The following is a 19,464-nucleotide window of genomic DNA, read 5'->3' on the forward strand; positions in this document are numbered from 1 at the left end:
TAAAAAAACATAAAAATCCCTTACACAGCAATTTGTTTAAGGGATTTTATTTAAAAATAAAACTTAAAATCTTACTTATTATGAAATCAAATAATTTAAAAAAATTAGCTTTTGTACTTTTAATGTTCGTTACTAGTCCTGCCTTATTTGCTCATGCTTTATGGATCGAAACTAAAGCTACAGGAACAAAAGGTAAAGCTCAGGAAATATCTGTTTTCTTTGGAGAATTTTCAGATAAAGACATTACTCCTGCTGCAAAATGGTTCTCGGATTTAAAAGACTTTTCGCTAGTAGTCATTTCTCCTTCAAAAAAAGAAATTAAATTGACTGCTAATGCTTTAGAAAATAAATATCAGGCTTTTTTTACTCCGGATGAAGATGGCGTTTATACCATTGCGATGCACCATAAAGTAAAAGATGTTTACGGAACTATGGTTTTGGATTATAACTCAAGTGCAACTGTAACGGTTGGAAATGCTGCAACAGGAAACGAAGCTACAGCAAACAGAAATGTTATTAGTTTATTTTCTAAAGATGTAATTGCAGCTAAGAAAGATGTAAAAATAAATGTAAATGCTTTGTACGAAGGTAAAATTGCAAAAGAGCAAAAAATGAAAGTTATCGCACCAAATGGTTGGGAAAAAGAATTATGGAGCAACGAAAACGGTGAAATTGCTTTTACACCAATCTGGTCAGGAAACTACATGGTAGAATTTGCTTATACTGAAAAAGCTTCTGGAGAACACAACGGAAAAAAATACGATGAAGTTTGGAAAATGGCCACTTATTTGATTTCGGTTAAATAACCTCTCTTTCTTTTTCATACAAATTAAAAAAACTTTATTAAAGCCTTACACTGTAAGGCTTTTTAATTTATTAAAATAAGCTCAATAAACCATTCTCATTACAAAACAATATGACTATCCGTTTCTTATACCAATCATTAAGAATAGCACAAATATGAAATTGATTTCAACTAATAGCGCCGATTGTGAGTTATAAAGAGCTATGAAAAATAAAATTTAAAACTCTTAAAAAAAAATCAAATAAAACTAATAATACAAAGCATTTTCTTACCAACTAATTTTATAAACAATTAACAAGCAAATAGTTATAATATTAAGCTTAATTATTCTAAATAAACTTTGCATAACCCAATGTTGGTATTTATATTTGCACAAAAATACTAATTTTTAATTATTCTAAATAAATAGCATGAAACATCTTTTACTTTTCGTATTATCGTTTTTAAGTTTAGCCACATATAGTCAGGAGTATTCAAGCAATGAGACTGCATCAGTAATTAACGATACTGTAAAAAATAAAAAAGGAGAAGTTTTAAACGAGGTAACAGTTACCGCTAATAAACCCAAAAAGCCCATATCTGCTGCACGTTCTGGAATAAAAGTTATGGATTTACCTCAGAGTGTTCAAATCATTGGCAGCGAGGTTATCGAACAGCAACAAGCTATCCGATTAAGCGAAGTAATTAAAAATGCTAATGGTGTTTACGTAGGATCTGCCCGTGGGGGTGCTCAGGAATCGTTTTTCTCAAGAGGTTACGATATGTCTGGTAATAATATGTTCAAAAACGGTTTTAGATACAATGCCGGATCAATTCCTGAAGTTTCTTCATTAGAAAAAGTTGAATTCCTTAAGGGAGGTTCTGCTTTATTATACGGTAACGTTGCACCGGGCGGAATCTTAAATCTGGTTACAAAAACGCCAAAATTTATCCGAGGTGGCGAAGTATCGATGCAGGCAGGGAGTTATTCTTTTTATAAGCCAACAATTGATTTTTACGGTCCATTAAACAATTCTATTGCTTATAGAATTACGGCTTCGTATGAGAACTCAGAAAGCTTTAGAGATTATGTAAAAAATGAGCGAATCTATGTTAATCCTTCATTATTATTTAACCTTTCAGATAAAACCCATATTACTTTACAAGGAGATTACTTAAGCGCAGACTGGACTCCAGATTTTGGAACTGGTATTTATGGTAAAGATATTTTAGACTTGCCACGTAACGAATTCTTTGGAGCCTTATGGTCAACTGGAAACACAAAATCATCGAGTGCTTCCTTATTATTCAATCATGATTTTAATGAAAATTGGAAATTAAGTTTTAACTCTTCGTATCAAACTTATAGAAGAACTCAAACTTCTACAGCACAATTAAGTACTATTCAGGCTAACGGAGACTGGAAACGTGGTCTAACAAAAGCCGATGCAGGTGAAAATATTTTTGGTGATCAATTGAGTTTACAAGGCACCTTTAATACCGGAAATGTAAAACATCAAATATTTACTGGTGTAGATTACGAAAACGCTCTTACTCCAAGTTATACTTTTGGATTTTATAATCCTGCAGCACCTGCTGACCTTATAACAACAGAAGCTACCGCTATCAACTTATACAATTATGATTATGGCACCCAAAGTACAGTTATACCTTTTCAAACAAGAACAACGCAATTAACAAGTACAGAAACACAACGTTTTGGGGCTTACTTTCAGGATTTAGTTTCGATTAATCAATACATAAAAGTATTAGCAGGATTACGTTGGTCTTGGCAGGAAAGCGAAGCTACAACAACAAAAGAAGTAATTGGGAAAGATGTAAATAATAAAAATGTTATTACAACAACTTACGAAAACGCAGTGCCTGTAACGGCAACCAAAGTATTAAACAGAGCTTTTTCTCCAAAAGCAGGATTAGTAATCCAGCCGACTACAGATTTTTCTATTTTTGCTAGCTATTCGAACTCTTTTACGCCTAACACAGGAACAACCGTTAATGGAGACGTTCTAGATCCTTCTATTATTGATCAATATGAAGCAGGTATCAAAAAAGATTTTTGGAAAGGTCTTTTGAGCACAAACGTTACAGTTTATCAAATATCAAATAATAATTTGGCTCAAACGGCTCAGTTTTTAGCAGATGGTGTTACACAAAATGCAAACAATAATCTAAAAGAATTAGTGGGAGCTACAAAAGGAAAAGGGCTTGAAATTGATATTACTGCCCATCCTCTAATAGGTTTAAATATTATGGCTGGATACAGCTTTAATGAAACCAAAGTCTCTAAATCATCCGGAACAAATGGAAGTTTAGTCGTTGGAGATATTTTAGCCAGAACTCCTAAACACACTGCCAACTTGAGCTTTTTCTACAAATTGCCATCTGGAACATTAAAAGGTTTAACTTTTGGAGCAATCGGAAATTATATTGGTGACCGCACAGGAGGCTGGAACGATGATTATTTATGGACAGCTGTTGCACCTACACCTGCTAATCCTAAACCAGACCCAGCTTATACTATAACTATCAGAGACCGTGATATCCCATTAGAAGGCTATGCAACAGTTGATGCATCTTTAGGTTACGACTGGAAAAAATTCTCTTTCTTATGCAAATTATCAAACATTACAAACGAATTGAATTATACCGTACACGAAAATTATAGTGTAAACCCAATTGCACCTCGTCAGGTTTTAGCGAGCTTGCGATATAAATTCTAAAATATTGAATTAGTTTTTTTTTCCAAAACTTTTTCTGCTCATTTTCAAACAGAAGAAGTTTTGGTTTTTAATAAAAACATACTTTTACAAAACCTCGTTTAGCAATAGACGAGGTTTTTTGTTTTGAAAAAAGAAAGTCCTTTATTTGTATTTACTTTTGCTAAAAACATCCTGAATTTTAATAAAAACTAAAAATCTACAATGACAGATTCCAGACAAAACCAATTAAAAAAGAGCCTAGGATTAAGTTTTAATATTGCCGTATTAATTGGCGGGACAATTGGAGTCGGAATTTTGAGAACCCCTGGAACCATTGCCGGAATGTTAAATAATTACTGGCTCATTATTGCTTCCTGGCTTTTTGGCGGATTATTTGTTTTGATTGGTGCCAATTCTTATGCAGAACTTGCCACGATGCTCCCGAAAGCAGGAGGTTCTTATAATTATATTAAAAGAGCTTTTGGCGATTATGCGGGTTTTCTTTCGGGTTGGTTTGATTATATTACCAATGCCATTCCGCCTGCTTTTTACTGTATAGTCATCAGCGAATATCTTATTATTTTGTTTCCGGATTTGGCCAATTATTCAACCGTAATGGCAATTTCTTTATTGCTTGCTTTTGTCTTACTACATTTAACAGGTGTCAAAAACGGAAGCGCCATTCAGCAAATAACCAGTTTATTAAAAGTGTTTTGTTTTGTGGCTTTGGTAATCGCTTGTTTTATGTATTCCGGTGTTGCAATTCCAGCTATCAAAACGGACAATTCTTTCTTTCAAATCGGATTATTATTTGGATTTTTTAAATCGCTTCAACTCATTATCGGAACGTATAACGGCTGGAACAGTGCCTGCTTTTTTGCCGAAGAAAACAACGATCCCGGCAAAAACATTCCGAAATCACTGTACAGTGGTGTCCTACTTGTGGTTGCGATTTATGTTTTATTGAATATTGCTTTTTTTCATGTTTTACCAATCGAAACTTTAGCCAAATCCAATCTGGCAGCCGCAGATGTAGCCAACATTATTTTTGGAAAAAACGGAGCCATTATCGTTACCGTAATTTCTATTTTCTCCCTGATTAGTATTCTGAATGCTTTTATGATGATTCCGCCAAGAATTTTATATGGCTTAAGCCGAGATGGTTTTTTTATCGAAAGAGGAACAACTGTCAACAAAGGCGGAACTCCTATTGTAGCGCTTTTGGTTTCCTCCTTATTCAGTTTGTTTTTGATTTGTATTGGTTCCTTCGAAGTATTGTTTTCGTTTGCCGCCTTCACCTCTATTATCGTTTGGGGATTAGCGTATTGCTCACTCCTTAAACTAAGAACTACTGAACCCAATTTACCAAGACCTTATCGCTCACTTTGGTATCCCTGGACGACCATTATTGCTATTATTGCTTCAATTGCCTTACTAACTGGATTTATCTACAGCGACCCCAAAAGCTTTGGGATTATTGTTGGAATTACGATTGTTTCGTATCCTTTGTTTTGGGTTTTGAGGAGAAGGAAATAAAATAACTTTTTTTTCGCCACGACCCGACCGAAGGGAACTGGCAAAGCAATTCACTAATTAATTTTATTCATATAGTAGAAAAATAATTAGTGAATTCGTGGCGGAAATTACAAAAACAAAACCCGACAGGTTTGCTAATCAATTGTCTTAGTTATCTTCTGGATTTAAAATATTCTTCAAAAGCATTACAATCTGAAATTAAATCTTCGTAATCATCAGAATATTTTGATTTTAAATCTTGATAATATTTATTTTTTTTCAAAATAAAATTATCATAATTTTCAATACGATTATCATAATCATTAGGAAATTGATGTACTAATTTATTCTTTTCACACTTGCCTATCATCCTTAAACACAAAGCTTTAAACTTGTTTGTTTTTGCATTTTTTAGTGCCACCAAATAATATTTCTGCGCCAAATTGCACTCATAAAATTCATCGTTATCTTCAACGGGGTTTTCAATTATTTGAACTTGCCATCCATAACGTCTCATTTCTGGTAAACTACCATAGAAAGTCATATTATAATAACAATTCGCTGCCAAAAAATAAAAGTAATCTCTATCTTTTTCTTTTGGATTTGATGCTTTTTCTAAACAAGAGATCAATTGCTGTGTAACGGCATATTTATTAAGTTTGAATAAATTATTTTGAGAAACAAAGCCTGGCGTATATTTTAAAACAAAAAAAGGATTTTTATAAACGCCGTCGCAATCCTCTTTCTCCCATAGGCATTCTGAATAATCAATTTTATATTCCTTTTTATCTTCATTTTTAGCAAAATAAAACAAAGCCCGCTGTAGATTATTCTGGCGAATGTATTTTGTACCAATCAAATCATACAGTCTTGGCAATTCATTTTTGATAAAAGTGTTTTTCCAGACATAAAATTCATCCGAATCTTTTTTATTATTTGTAATTTCTTCCACCATTTTTTCGACTTGAAGCGGGGAATAAAACATATTAATATAATCAAAATAATCAGAACAATAATCTGTATAGTATGTTGCTTTAATCTTAGAGTTTTTCCAATAGGCCGCATTATAATAACTGTCATCATCAGCTTCTTTATCATTTAATTTTGAATATAGAAAAGCTGCATCTGTGGTGTTTCCTTTATATTCAAGCTCTCTCCCAATGGCAAATACAAATTTCTTGTAATTTTTGTTTTTAAGAAGAATTGGCTTTACTTCTTCTAAAATAACAGCTTCGTTTTTAGGTTGATTTGCCGTTAACGCTAACGCTTTTATAATTTCTAATTGATTGTAAAGAGGGTCAGATTTCGATATTTGTTTCTCTAATAAAGAGATTTGGCTTAAACATCCCTGATTGTCTTTAGTCATAAAATGAAGATATGCCTGGCATATTTTCCACAAAAGTATATTGTCAACTTTTTTAAAATTTACACTATTGACGAACTTCAACAATTGATCGGCATAATTTCGGTCTCTTTCAACACGATTCATTATATCGTGTATTGAATTCTTCTGTATATCATCATAAGACGACAAAGATGGGCTAAAAAGTGAATAATAAGGTGTAAAAACCCAATCTTCAATTTTATTTATTTCTCTTAATAACAAAAATGATAATCCCTCAAATTCCGGATTATATTTATAAATCTGCTTTAAGTACTCTAGTGATTGATCTGTTTTTTTGATTCCTGCCAATAAATAAACATTGGCTTTTTCCTGATTTGTATTAGCATATTTTAAAACTTCATTGATAGAAACGTTTCTATTATATTCGCCGGAAATCATAAAGCGCTTGTCTGGAGCATTTGCAAAAACCTGCGCAGCGTAATAATTCGCCAATGCGAGATCCGTTTCTGCAAATGTTCTAAAATACAAACTCCAGTAATTAAGTATTTGTACATTCTTTTCAAGTTTAAAAACACCATCATACAAAGTTCTTATCGTTGCATAATCGTTATTATAATAGGCCAGTCTAATCGCTAAAAAAGTGTATCGAAGCTTCAGTTCCTTATTTGTGATTTTATTTGAAACTGCAATCGCTTTATCAATAAGTTTGGTTCTTTTTGGAGTAACCAACATTTGTTTTCTTTCCCAAGGATCATCATATATCCCATTAAAAAACTCACAGCTTTTGGCAAACTTCAAATAATCAACAGCTTCAAAATCTTTAGATTGATATAAATACCGAATCATTTCATTTGAACTTTGCGGATTAATTTCTTTTGAATCTATTTCAAGTAAAACTTTTCTAATGGCATCAACTGAAACCTTATTTTGGCAATATGCAATCCACAGCTTTTCGTTGCCGTCGATAGTCAGTTCTTTTCCAATACTATCTTCACTTGGACTAAAAGAGTTCGAAGAATAATTAAAATCTGAATAAGAATAATATTTAAAATGGAGGGGATCTAAAAACGAATACCGAAGGTCTTCTCCAGAAGGATAAAATCCGCAGGAAAAAATTGCGTTACTTACTAAAGTTACTATAAAAATCAGAAAGTGTTTCATTGCTATAATTGCTTAATTGTTCTTCGTCTAAATGAAATAGTGTTACAGTTGTATTAGCATCAAAAAATACATTTTTCTTTATAATTTCAATGGCTTTATTAATCTTTTCGGGAGTGATCTTTTCATATTTAATTTTATCTCCAACTCTCAAATAAAAATCATCCACCACCCGATCCTTTTTTACCTCATACCACATCGGTTTTATTTCTTTTACTAATTTTAAAATTACTTCATGATTATTATAAATCACTTTTGAAAACTTATTATTCTGATACACCTGCATCCATGAATAAGTGGGCAATGCAATATCTAAATGCAAAGGGTATTTCCGTTTTTTATTGAGATAAAGCCCTAATTCATCAAGATCTAAAATTGAATTTTTCGACTGATTCTCCAGCGGGTTAATCAAATTATAACACATTAAAGTAGCTTTATCAACAGGAGGAATTCCCATTTTTTCTGGATATTTATACGGATACAATCGTAAGGTACAACTGATTTGCTTTTTTGAAATTTCTTTCAGTTTCTTTAAAAAATAAAAATAATTATCCTTTGTTTTTAATGTCCAATCGCAGTCCATTTGAAATTCTGAAACAGGATTAGCTCTTTCAAATTTATCTTTAGTGTATTTGTTAATTAGAAAATTAACGTTATCTGCTAAAGTGTCCAGTTCTTTTCTATCAGCATTTTTAAAAACTTCATTCTTTATATAAACGGTGGGAATGATTGTAAGGCTATCTTGTTCATAAATATGTAAAGTTGTTTTTGATATCGGAAAATCTCCAAAAGATTCGTTATGGTCGATTTCAAAAAACTTTACATAAAGCTTTTTAATTTTTAAGTCCTTAACAATTGATTTTTCTTTTTCGGAAAAACTCCAACTATTACTTTTCCAGTAATAAAAAGATTTTTCAACGTTTTCTATTTTATTAGAGCATCCCCAAAAAAAACAGGAAACAAACACAAATAACACGATTCTTTTCATTGCAGACTGATTTTTGTTTTAACGTAAAATCGTATTAAAATTATACTATTTTGAGATATAAAGTTTAAAAAAAGACAACTATTTTCATAAAAAAATACCCAATAAAAACAACAAAACCCGGCAGGTTTCAAAAACCTGTCGGGTCTAAAAATTTATAGATTTAAAGTAAATCAAATCCTTACTTCAATCCAGCCAAACTTTGCTCGATTGTAGCAATTTTTGCTAAAGCATCTGCTTCTTTTTGTCTTTCGTTTGCTAAAACTTTTTCTGGCGCTCCACCAACAAATTTTTCATTTGATAATTTTGCCTGAACTAATTTTAAAAACCTTGTGTATATTTTAATTCTTCTTCTAATTTCTTAATCTCCGCTTCAACATCGATATTTCCAGAAATCGGAATAAAATATTCATTTGATTTTACACGGAAAATCAATTTTTTTTTCAAAAGCAGAACTGTTAAATTTATTAATATAATTATATATATTTGTTCTAAATAAACTTTGTTCGTTCAAGTTCAGTTATTACATTTGCGCTTTATTTTTATTTAAACCAAATAAGCCTAATGAAAAATATTTTACTTGTAATAAGTTTTCTATATACTTCTCTCCTTTTTTCACAAAATGAGATTCAAAATCAGAAGAAAGATTCTATCTCAGCACTTCAAGAAGTAATTGTTTCTTCAAAAATTGGAGTTACACAAATAGAACCTCAAAAAATTCGATTCAATACAAGTGACCTTGCTTCCCAAAATGGAGGCACAGCGGGAGATATTTTAAAAAGTATGCCATCTGTAGCTATGGGAGGAAGTCCCAATCACAATCGTGACATTCGTTTGAGAGGATTATCCAATGGTTACACACAAGTTTTGATTAACGGAAAAAATTCTGGTATAAGTGGTAACAATAGAGAAACTGTGCTGGATCAAATTCCAGCAAGTGCCATTGAATACATCGAAATTATAACCAATCCTAGTGCAGAATATCAAGGAGATGGAATTAACGGAATTGTTAATATTGTCCTTAAAAAAGGATACACAAATAGCACGTTAAAGGGCAACATTACTTTTATGGCAGACAATGCTGACGGTTACAATGGAAGTCTATCATTGTCACAACAAAAAGATAAATTTGGTTATATCATTTCCTATGACCGACTTCAAAGAACCATAAACAATGACAAATTTGTTGAAAAAATCAATTCCAAAAATGGCATATATGATGGAACTCAGTTAACCAATCAATTGGAAGAAAAAACATTCTTAAACGAAAACTTTAGATTGAACACCAATTTTGGACTTTGGAAAAATGCAGTTGCAAATGCTGGTTTAAACTACGGAAGACAATTAGAAGTCAAAGATAAAAACATAGACATTAATACGACCAAAGCTGACGAATCTTTTAAAGATAGTTCTATTCGTACGGAACCTGAAACCAAAGACAATAAATACTTTGAATACATTTTTGACATCAAACAAACATTCAAAAATAATGGGGTTTTAAAATTCGCATTCAACTATTTAGATTTCGAACAACCTAAGACCAAAAACATTAACATTCAAAAACTGAATGCAAATGGTACTTTTAGCGGAAATCCTACTTTACAGGAAGAAACAGAAATGCTAAAAGACAACAATTACTTTGGTAACATTGATTATAGTATGCCAATTGGTAAAAACAATAATCTTAAAGCAGGATATCGATTGGCATCATTAAATAGAGATTTAGATAACTCTATAGCCACTTTTAACCACACTACTGGTAATTGGGATACTGCACAAACCGATGATAAAAATTATTCATTTACTGAAAACACACACGCACTTTACATCACTGATGAGTTCAAATGGAAGTTTTTTAAAATCAATGGAGGTCTTAGAATGGAGCAAACCCATTTGGAATTAGAATCTCCAATAGATGCCATTTATGAGTCAAGAGACTACACAATGTGGCTTCCAAATCTTACTGCTCAATTTAATTTAGACGAAACGCAATACATCGCATTAGGCTTTGGCAAACGTGTTAGACGTCCTGCTTTTCAAGATTTAAATCCTTTTATTGATAATAGAGATCCTTTAGTCATAAAACAAGGAAATCCGGACTTAAAACCTGAATACTCCTATAATTACGAAATAGGTTATTTGAAAAGCTTTGAGAGATTTAATGCTGGAGTCAACATCTTTTATCGTGATATTCACGATCTTATTCAAAAAGTTACTACCGAAGACGACAATAATATTTTATATGAAAAACCAGATAATTTTGCAGGAGCATTTCTAAAAGGTATTGAATTAATATCGTCTGCAAAGCTCACAAAATGGTGGACAGTAAATGCTAGTTATTCGTATTTTGAATCAGAAATTAATGACGATATGTTTAATGGTGACGCGCTTAAAGATCAGGTAAAATATACGGCAAAATTGATAATGGACTTCAGTTTGCCCCAAGAATTTAAAGTACAGTTAATTGGAAATCTTATTGGTCCAAAACCATCACCTCAGGAATCTGAAAAAGAGCTTTACTTTGTTGATTTAGGGATTACTAAAAATTTCCTTAAAAATGGAACTTTTATGCTTCGTGTATCAGATCTTTTTGATACTGTTACAAAACAAAAAACTAAAATTGCAACCAATTCTGTCACTTACGAAACCGAAAACACACAAGGGCAGATTGTAAGTGCCGGAGTAAAATGGAATTTTTAAAAAATGAACAACTAAAACACAAACAAATGAAAAATTTAATTTTAAGTATTATTCTATTAATCTGTGCAACAGCTAATGCACACCGCACAGAAGTAAACATTCTTGATACCGAAGCTGGGAAAATAGCAGCTTTGGCAAAAGTAGGTGGAGAAATGGGACGCTTTTTTGACAAACAAAAAGGCTTAGAAATTCTTTCGAGAGCACTTTCAGAAATCTATACAATAGACAAAAAAGAATACAGAGAGACTGTACTTGCTGCTATTGCAAACGAATATGCAGGTTTAGATGAAACCAAAAAAGCAATTAATATAACCCGAAGCATAACTGATGTCCATTTGTTTGCTACAAATATGGGTAAAATTGCTAATAAATTAGTAAAATCGAATCCTACTTTGGCAAATGAGTTATTAAATGAAGCTGTAAACAAAGCACGTAAAGAAGCAGCCGAAGATGATTTACCAGCTTTATTAGCTGAATTATCAGGGAAATACATTCGTCTAAATAAAACAGATGTTGCAAAAGAATTGCTTAAAGAAGCAAATATAGCTGTAGAAAAAATTAAAGACATCCATTTAGATGACAAACTAAGTTTGTATGCAGAAATAGCTGCAAATATGGTAGCTGCTGGTCAAAAAGAAGAAGCTTTTAAACTTTTTGATAAAGCCTATACATTATCTTCTCAATTAAAAGATCCATTTGAAAGAGCTGCTATACTTACTATGCTTGGTGGTGAATTAGCCGAAAAAGGCCAACCTGAAAAAGCAATTCAAATGCTGGATGAAGCATTAAAAGTAAGCTTATTAATAAAAGACGAACAAAAAAGAATAGATGTAACTAGTGAAATCGCTAGAAACTATGGTCAATCGAAAAAATTTGAAAAAGGAATTGAAATTGCCAAAGGAATCTCAGATGCTTATTTCAGTTCAGAATCATTGATTGTACTTGCAAAAAACTATGCAAAAACAAAACAAACTAACGAAGCCTATGCTCTATTAAAAGAAGTTGTAAGCAAAACAGCATCTATTTCTTCTGAAAGCAAAAAAGCAACTATACTAGCAAAAACTGCCGCTGAACTTACTGAGCTAGATAAAAAAGAAGAAGGAAAAGCTTTATTAGAAGATGCATTAAAAACACTTATCTAAGCCGTGAACAAGAAAACCCTTTGGAAAATACATGCTTGGATTGGTCTTTATACAGGAGCTATGATACTACTATTCAGTATCACTGGCTCCTGCATTGTTTTTAGAAAAGAACTTGACGCCATACTCAATCCAGAATTATACAAAGTATCACAATCCAAAAAAGAAATAGTTTCACTGGATGAGATTTCAAAAAAAGTGCTTTCAAAATATCCTGGATATTATTTGCATCATTTTAAATTTAATGAAGAAGACAAAGCATTCGAAGTAAAAATTAAACCCGAAACAAAATCTTCAAAAAATAAAAAAAAAGATTTAGATTTTTTCATTGACCCTAATAATGGCGATATAAACGGCTTTAGAAAACCAGAAACAGGATTGCTTTATTGGGTTGCTAAATTACACACCAATCTGTTAGGTGGAAAAATAGGAAGATATGTTGTTGGAGTATTCGGAATAGCATTATTACTAATGTTAGTGGGTGGATTACTAATTTATTCAAACTTCATGAAAAAAAAGCGTGTAACTCAAATACGCTGGGGTGAAGGAACAAGAAAAGTATCTGCAGACTGGCACAAACTTCTAGGACTTACAACAGTTCCTTTTAATCTTGTTTGGGCAATTACCGGAATTACTCTTGCCTTTTTGCCAAGTATCATCGAAGCTAGTATTGGAAAACCCAATGAAACTTTTGCTAAACCTAAAATCCTTGAAAATCCTATAGCAATAAATCCTTTTTCCTATGACCAAATTGCTAATACAGTTGCCTTGAATTTTCGAAATGCAAAAATAAAAACAATACGCGAGGCTTATAAAGATAATCCGTTTATTGAAGTAAAACTTGATTATGGCAGCCCTTTAATTAAAGACGATGCTGCAAAATTATATATTGACAAAGACAAAAAGCAAATCATCAGTCATTTTGACCCGAGAGTAGCTAGCTTAAGCACCAAATTATTCTATAGCCAAGACCCCTTGCATTATGGAACTTTTGGAGGACTTTGGTCAAAAATTATATATTCTATTTTTGGTCTATCGTCTGGAATTTTATGTATCACTGGATTTGTAATTTACCTAAAAAGAAATCAGTCCAAGAAAAAAATCAACTCCTCGAAATGTCAAACACATTTACAATTATAAAACTGCAACTAACTGAAAAATCCCAATCCTGATTGATTTCAGCATTGGGATTCTCTACATTAAAAAGAATGGACTCTTACTTCAATCCAGCCAAACTTTGCTCGATTGTTGCAATTTTTGCTAAAGCATCTGCTTCTTTTTGTCTTTCGTTAGCCAAAACTTTTTCTGGCGCTCCACCAACAAATTTCTCGTTTGATAATTTTGCCTGAACCGATTTTAAGAAACCTTGCGTATAAACCAACTCAGCTGTTAGTTTGGCGATTTCAGCTTCAACATCAATATTTCCTCCTGAAATCGGAATGAAATATTCATTTGATTTTACACGGAAAGATAACGCTCCGTCAACCTTAGATGAAACATATTCAAAAGCTGAAATATTTCCTAATTTCGTTATTACAGCATCAAAATAAGTAGAGAATTTTTCGCTGTTGATTGCTTTTAATTCAATACTGTCTTTCATAGCAATATTCTTTTCTTTACGAATCGTTCTGATTCCAGAAATCACTTCAATTGTATTATCAAAATCAGCGATTAAACTTGCATTGAATGGTTTTAAATCTGGCCAGGTTGAGACAATCAAAGCTTCTTCTGCCGTTCTATCAGCGATTAAATGCCAAATTTCTTCAGTCAAGAAAGGCATAAACGGATGTAATAATTTCAAGTTGCTCTCTAACATTTCTATCGCTTTCGCGAAAGTTACGCTATCAATTGGCTGCTGGTACGCCGGTTTGATCATCTCTAAAAACCAAGAGCAGAAATCGTCCCAAACCAATTTGTAAATCGCCATTAAAGAATCTGAAATTCTGTATTTTTCAAAATTATCTTCGATATCCACCAAAGTTTGCTGCAATTTTGCTTCATACCATTCGATCGCTACTTTTGATGATTCTGGCTGTGGAATTGTTTCTGAAACTTCCCAGCCTTTAATCAGTTTGAAGGCATTCCAAATTTTGTTCGAAAATGCTTTTCCCTGATTACATAATTCTTCATCAAACATAATATCGTTTCCTGCAGAAGCACTCAAAAGCAATCCTACACGTACACCATCGGCTCCGAATTTATCGATTAAATCTAAAGGATCAGGAGAATTTCCTAATGATTTAGACATTTTACGACGTTGTTTATCACGAACCAAACCCGTTAAATACACATTTGTAAATGGTTTTTCGCCCGCATATTCATAACCTGCAATAATCATTCTGGCCACCCAGAAAAACAAAATATCCGGACCTGTTACCAGATCGTTTGTTGGATAATAATATTTGTAATCTGCACTTTCCGGATCCATTATTCCGCCAAAAACGGACATTGGCCAAAGCCATGATGAAAACCAGGTGTCTAAGGCATCAACATCTTGTTTTAAGTCTGAAGCTTGAAGTTGGGAGTTGGAAGTTTTTTCTTTCGCTAAAGCTAAAGCTTCTTCGATAGTTTCAGCCACTACAAAATCTTCTTTTCCGTCTCCATAATAATACGCTGGAATTTGTTGTCCCCACCACAATTGGCGTGAGATATTCCAATCGCGTATATTGTTTAACCAGTGTGCATAGGTATTTTCGAAACGTTTTGGGTGCAATTTAATATCTCCAGTTTCTAAAACCGATTTAATGGCTGGTTTTACCAATTCTTCCATTTTCAAAAACCATTGGTCTGATAATCTTGGTTCGATTACGGCTTTGGTTCTTTCTGATGTTCCAACTTTATTTAAGTGGATTTCAGTTTTTGCCAAAGCTCCAATTTCGTCCAGTTCTTTTGCAATTTCGGTACGAACCACAAAACGGTCTTTTCCTTGATAATGTAATCCGAAACTATTTAGCGTCGCATCTTCATTAAAAATATCAACGATTTCAAGATTGTGCTTCTCTCCTAGCGTTTTGTCATTCATATCGTGCGCAGGAGTCACTTTTAGACATCCCGTACCGAATTCTACATCTACATATTCATCTTCGATAATCGGAATAATTCTTCCGCAAATTGGAACAATAGCTTTCTTCCCTTTCAAATGCGTAAAACGCTCATCATTCGGGTTGATACAGATTGCAGTATCTCCAAAAATAGTTTCTGGACGCGTAGTTGCAATCGTCAGGAAATCTTCTGAACCTTCGATTTTATATTTTAAGAAAAATAATTTTCCTTGTTGTTCTTCATAAATAACTTCTTCGTCAGAAAGTGTTGTTTTTGCTTCAGGATCCCAGTTTACCATTCGGTAACCTCTATAAATTAATCCTTTATTATACAAATCTACAAACGAACGAATTACAGATGCCGACATGTCAGGATCCATTGTAAATTTGGTTCTTTCCCAATCGCAGGAAGCCCCTAATTTTTTAAGCTGGTCTAAGATTACCCCACCGTATTTGTCTGTCCATTCCCAGGCGTGTGCCAAGAATTCTTCGCGGGTCAAATCATTTTTGTTGATTCCTTCGGCTTTTAATTTGGCCACCACTTTTGCTTCAGTTGCAATAGAGGCGTGATCGGTTCCCGGAACCCAGCAGGCGTTGAAACCTTTTAGACGCGCACGACGAATCAGAACATCCTGAATAGTATTGTTTAACATGTGTCCCATGTGCAGTACTCCTGTCACGTTTGGTGGCGGGATTACAATAGTATAAGGTGTTCTGTGATCTGGTTCCGAATGAAAATAATTATTTTTCATCCAGTAGTCATACCATTTATTCTCGATTGTTTTAGCGTCAAATTGTGCTGGAATTGCCATTTTATTATGAGTTCGTTATTTCGTTAAATGTATATTTTAAAATTGTTACTATACTAATAATAGTACCAAATTATACTTTGGTTTAATTTTTGTATTTGTATCTACCGCAAAAGTAAATAATTAAGTACACTATAAAAAGCGAAATAATAATTTGTGTATTAATTAAAAGAAAGTATATTTACTTACAACTTAAAAACAATTTCAAATGAAAAATGTTGCCACTTTTATTGTAATCATTATGTTTAGTGCATTGGGTTACGCTCAAAAAGGTCCAAAAATTGAATTTTCGGCTAAGGACAACACGGTAGATTATGGAAAAATTTCTAAAAGTGATAGCGGAGTCCGATCATTCGAATTTACCAATACTGGTGATTCTCCACTGCAAATTATTGCTGCTGAATCTACTATTAGTTCCATCGTTGTTACCAAACCAGCTGCTGCCATTATGCCTGGTAAAAAAGGAAAAATTGATGTAAAATACAATATGGCTACAGGGCCAATACGCAAAACAATCACTGTTGAAACTAACGCTTCTAACTATCCCGATGGTAGAGTTGCTCTTAAAATCAAAGGTGAAGTTTTATAAAACAATCTAAAAACTAAAAAACCGCTTCGTAAATTTATGAAGCGGTTTTTTTATGTTTTATTTACAGTCTGTTGCATCAAACTTAAATCTTACTTTATCATAATCGATTGGTTTTCCTTTTTCGAAATAAGAAACGCCAAGAGAGGTTACAATTGACCCGTTACCAAAAATTAACTGATTATCTCTTTTTAAAAGTGCAATTGGATTTTTGTAAATTCTGTCTTTATTTGTTCCTTGTCTAAAAGTATAATCGGCAACCAAGGTATCTCCGTGAAATTCTCCTTTTACTTCTCCAATTTTTGGCGACTGAAACTCAATTTTCATGACCATATCACCCATTATTTTACCGTCTTTTAAAGTATTCAATTTCAATTCGACAGTGTCATTTTCGTAAATAGCTTTGTAACATTCGGTTTTTACATATTTATCAGCTTCGGTTTTGGTGGCTGCTGCTCCATCAGGATTTTCATTTTTTTTACAGCTTTGAAAGCTAATGCAAGCCAGAAACAAACAAGGGAGAAATAGATTTTTCATAATTTGATTTTTGAAGTTTAAAAATTCATAGTAATGTATAAAGCTACAAATTCTTAATGACAAATTCGCTTCTTCTGTTCAATTCGTGTTCTTCTTCGCTACAGGAATCATCTGTTTTACATTTTATAATGGGCACATATTCGCCATACCCTTTTGCGACCACTCTTTTCGGATCTATTCCGGATTCAATAATGAAATCTCTGGTCGAAGAAGCTCTTTTTTGAGATAAATCTTCGTTAAACTTATCATTTCCACGAGAATCCGTGTGCGAACCAATCTCAATGACCATTTCCGGATATTTGTTCATCAAAGCCACAACCCTGCCCAAAATTACTTTAGATTCTTTTCGGATATACCATAAATTATAATCAAAATAAATCGGATCTGTTTTAATAATCAGACGGTCTTTGTCTTTTACCACATCTTTTTCCTTAGCCAGAATTTCTTCTACTTTTTCCTTTTTCCTGATTTCCCCTGCAACAATTTCATCTGCTTTTGCTTTCTTTTCGGCTTCTTTTAAAGCGATAAGAGCCAAAGCTTCTTTTTCTTTTTTCACTTCAGCATCACGTTGCTCTTCTAGCTTTATCGCTTCAAATGATTTCAATGCTAATGAGGCATCCACAATACCTTCTCTGGTTTTACCTGTTACGACAGACTTTGACTTAGTTGTGTATTTTTCTTTGAAAGCCTCAACGGTATAAGAAGTTTCGCAGGCAACAGTAAAACTAAATTTACCGTCAGCTGCTGTACTAACTCTGTCAAGCTCTTTTTTATCAGAATCCTGCAACATAACAAAGGCATCACCTAAAGGCAATCCGGTATCAATATCTGTAATGATTCCTGTTACGAACTGCTTGCAATCTTCAACAATTAAATCTTTAATTTCTTTAAACTGATAAATATCATCGCTTCCTTTTCCGCCTTCTCTGTTGGAAGCAAAATATCCTTCTTTGGTATCAGAATCGATATTAAACGAAAAATCATCCAAATTCGAATTTAAAGGCAGGCCAATATTCACCGGTTTACTGTATTCATTTCCTTTAATATCAGAAACAAAAACATCAAGCGAACCGTATCCTAAATGTCCTTCCGAAGAAAAATAAAGTTTGCTGTCTTTTGAAACAAAAGGAAATTGTTCTCTTTTGTCCGTATTAATTGTAGGTCCTAAGTTTTTTGGCGTATCGAAAGCTCCTTTATTAATATTTACCGAATAAATATCGAAAGAACCTAAGCTTCCCGGCATATCCGAAGCAAAATACAAAACAGTTTCATCCGTACTCAAAGCTGGATGTTCTACCGAATAATCGGCACTATTAAAAGGAAGCGATGCTACATTTGTCCATTTGCCTTCAATAAATTCTGCTTTAAAAATCTGAAGGTTGGAAATTTTCTGGTCATTTTTTGACTTATGTCCGTTCTTAGAGTTATTTCTTGTAAAATAAATGGTTTTTCCGTCTTTAGTAAAAATAATATTCGATTCGTGCATGCCGGTTTTTAGTTCCGGAGCAAAATATTCCGGAACAGCCTCTGCTGAATTTATGTTTTTTATTGGCATTATAACCAAATTCAAATAGGTTTGATTATCCCACTTAAATTTTTTATCAAATAAACCCGGTTTTAGTTTTACTCCTGCGTAAATCAAATTTTCATGATGTTTTATGGCTCCAAATTCAGAATTTGGCGTATTGATTGCGAGATTTTTTATTTCGAATCGATTGCCAATTGCGGAAACATTTTCTAAAACTTTACTATCCTTTTCAAAACCGGCAAGATCCTCAGGATTTGTTGATTTTGAATAATATGTTTTTAAGGCTTCATTTGCATCTTCATTACTATTGCTCGCATTGAGTGTCTGTGCGTACCTGAAATAATAATTCCGGTCTAAATCCTGACTGTATCTCGTCATCAGAAGTCGGTAATAGCGTTGTGCTTTTATTAAATCATTGGTATAATAATACGAATCTGCCAGGTTTTTGATGACTTCCTGCGATGGTTTTTCGTCGGCTAGTTTTTGGTATAAAAGAATCGCTTCGGTATAATAGGTTCTGTCAAAAAATCTTTTGGCTCGGGCCAAATCATAATCCTGAGCCTGTATAAACTGTATTGAAAATACGAATATAATAACGAGTAGTTTTTTCATATTTT

General features: G+C 32.9%; 12 protein-coding genes and 1 pseudogene. 7 read left to right on the forward strand and 6 right to left on the reverse strand.

Going from position 1 to position 19,464, the window contains the following annotated elements; translation table 11 throughout:
* Positions 1-80: 80 nt before the first annotated feature.
* The 3 genes from GON26_RS19120 (at position 81) to GON26_RS19130 (ending at position 5,040) form a co-directional block, all read left to right on the forward strand.
* Positions 81-806: a hypothetical protein gene (locus GON26_RS19120; RefSeq protein WP_160376377.1), complete on the forward strand. Its 726-nt coding sequence runs from the start codon at positions 81-83 to the stop codon at positions 804-806.
* A gap of 409 nt (positions 807-1,215) precedes the next feature.
* Positions 1,216-3,525: a TonB-dependent siderophore receptor gene (locus GON26_RS19125; protein WP_160376378.1), complete on the forward strand. Its 2,310-nt coding sequence runs from the start codon at positions 1,216-1,218 to the stop codon at positions 3,523-3,525.
* A gap of 201 nt (positions 3,526-3,726) precedes the next feature.
* A complete protein-coding gene (locus GON26_RS19130; RefSeq protein ID WP_160376379.1) occupies positions 3,727-5,040 on the forward strand; it encodes an APC family permease in 1,314 nt (437 codons plus the stop codon).
* Between the two features lie 151 nt (positions 5,041-5,191).
* Here the strand turns inward: GON26_RS19130 and GON26_RS19135 are convergent, their stop codons facing one another.
* The 3 genes and pseudogenes from GON26_RS19135 to GON26_RS19145 all read right to left on the reverse strand — a co-directional run.
* Positions 5,192-7,525, reverse strand: a complete 2,334-nt coding sequence (locus GON26_RS19135) for a hypothetical protein (protein WP_160376380.1) — start codon at positions 7,523-7,525, stop codon at positions 5,192-5,194.
* Positions 7,485-8,510: a hypothetical protein gene (locus GON26_RS19140; RefSeq protein ID WP_160376381.1), complete on the reverse strand. Its 1,026-nt coding sequence runs from the start codon at positions 8,508-8,510 to the stop codon at positions 7,485-7,487. The genes GON26_RS19135 and GON26_RS19140 overlap by 41 nt, the downstream gene beginning before the upstream one ends.
* Before the next feature lie 178 nt (positions 8,511-8,688).
* Positions 8,689-8,942 (reverse strand): annotated as a pseudogene (locus GON26_RS19145) (hypothetical protein); the annotation flags it as partial.
* A gap of 129 nt (positions 8,943-9,071) precedes the next feature.
* Between GON26_RS19145 and GON26_RS19150 the strand changes: the two are divergent.
* From GON26_RS19150 to GON26_RS19160, 3 genes are read left to right on the forward strand one after another with little or no spacing between them, the layout of a single operon-like run.
* A complete protein-coding gene (locus tag GON26_RS19150) occupies positions 9,072-11,207 on the forward strand; it encodes a TonB-dependent receptor plug domain-containing protein (protein ID WP_160376382.1) in 2,136 nt (711 codons plus the stop codon).
* A gap of 26 nt (positions 11,208-11,233) precedes the next feature.
* The gene (locus tag GON26_RS19155) at positions 11,234-12,349 is read left to right on the forward strand and encodes a tetratricopeptide repeat protein (protein ID WP_160376383.1); all 1,116 of its coding nucleotides are present in this window, start codon (positions 11,234-11,236) and stop codon (positions 12,347-12,349) included.
* A 3-nt stretch (positions 12,350-12,352) separates the two neighbouring features.
* On the forward strand, positions 12,353-13,486 hold the full coding sequence (locus GON26_RS19160) for a PepSY-associated TM helix domain-containing protein (RefSeq protein ID WP_160376384.1): 1,134 nt from the start codon (positions 12,353-12,355) through the stop codon (positions 13,484-13,486).
* A 76-nt stretch (positions 13,487-13,562) separates the two neighbouring features.
* Here the strand turns inward: GON26_RS19160 and GON26_RS19165 are convergent, their stop codons facing one another.
* Complete coding sequence (locus tag GON26_RS19165; protein WP_160376385.1) at positions 13,563-16,199, reverse strand: valine--tRNA ligase; 2,637 nt, start codon at positions 16,197-16,199, stop codon at positions 13,563-13,565.
* Between the two features lie 205 nt (positions 16,200-16,404).
* On the opposite strand from GON26_RS19165, the gene GON26_RS19170 reads away from it, so the two are divergent.
* On the forward strand, positions 16,405-16,785 hold the full coding sequence (locus tag GON26_RS19170) for a DUF1573 domain-containing protein (protein ID WP_160376386.1): 381 nt from the start codon (positions 16,405-16,407) through the stop codon (positions 16,783-16,785).
* A 57-nt stretch (positions 16,786-16,842) separates the two neighbouring features.
* Here the strand turns inward: GON26_RS19170 and GON26_RS19175 are convergent, their stop codons facing one another.
* Complete coding sequence (locus tag GON26_RS19175; protein ID WP_160376387.1) at positions 16,843-17,319, reverse strand: hypothetical protein; 477 nt, start codon at positions 17,317-17,319, stop codon at positions 16,843-16,845.
* Positions 17,320-17,362: 43 nt separating this feature from the next.
* Positions 17,363-19,459 carry an OmpA family protein gene (locus GON26_RS19180; RefSeq protein WP_160376388.1) on the reverse strand — a complete coding sequence of 699 codons (2,097 nt, stop codon included), beginning with the start codon at positions 19,457-19,459 and terminating at the stop codon, positions 17,363-17,365.
* Between the last annotated feature and the right edge of the window lie 5 nt (positions 19,460-19,464).

Source organism: Flavobacterium hydrocarbonoxydans (assembly GCF_009789235.1).
Taxonomy (GTDB): domain Bacteria; phylum Bacteroidota; class Bacteroidia; order Flavobacteriales; family Flavobacteriaceae; genus Flavobacterium; species Flavobacterium hydrocarbonoxydans.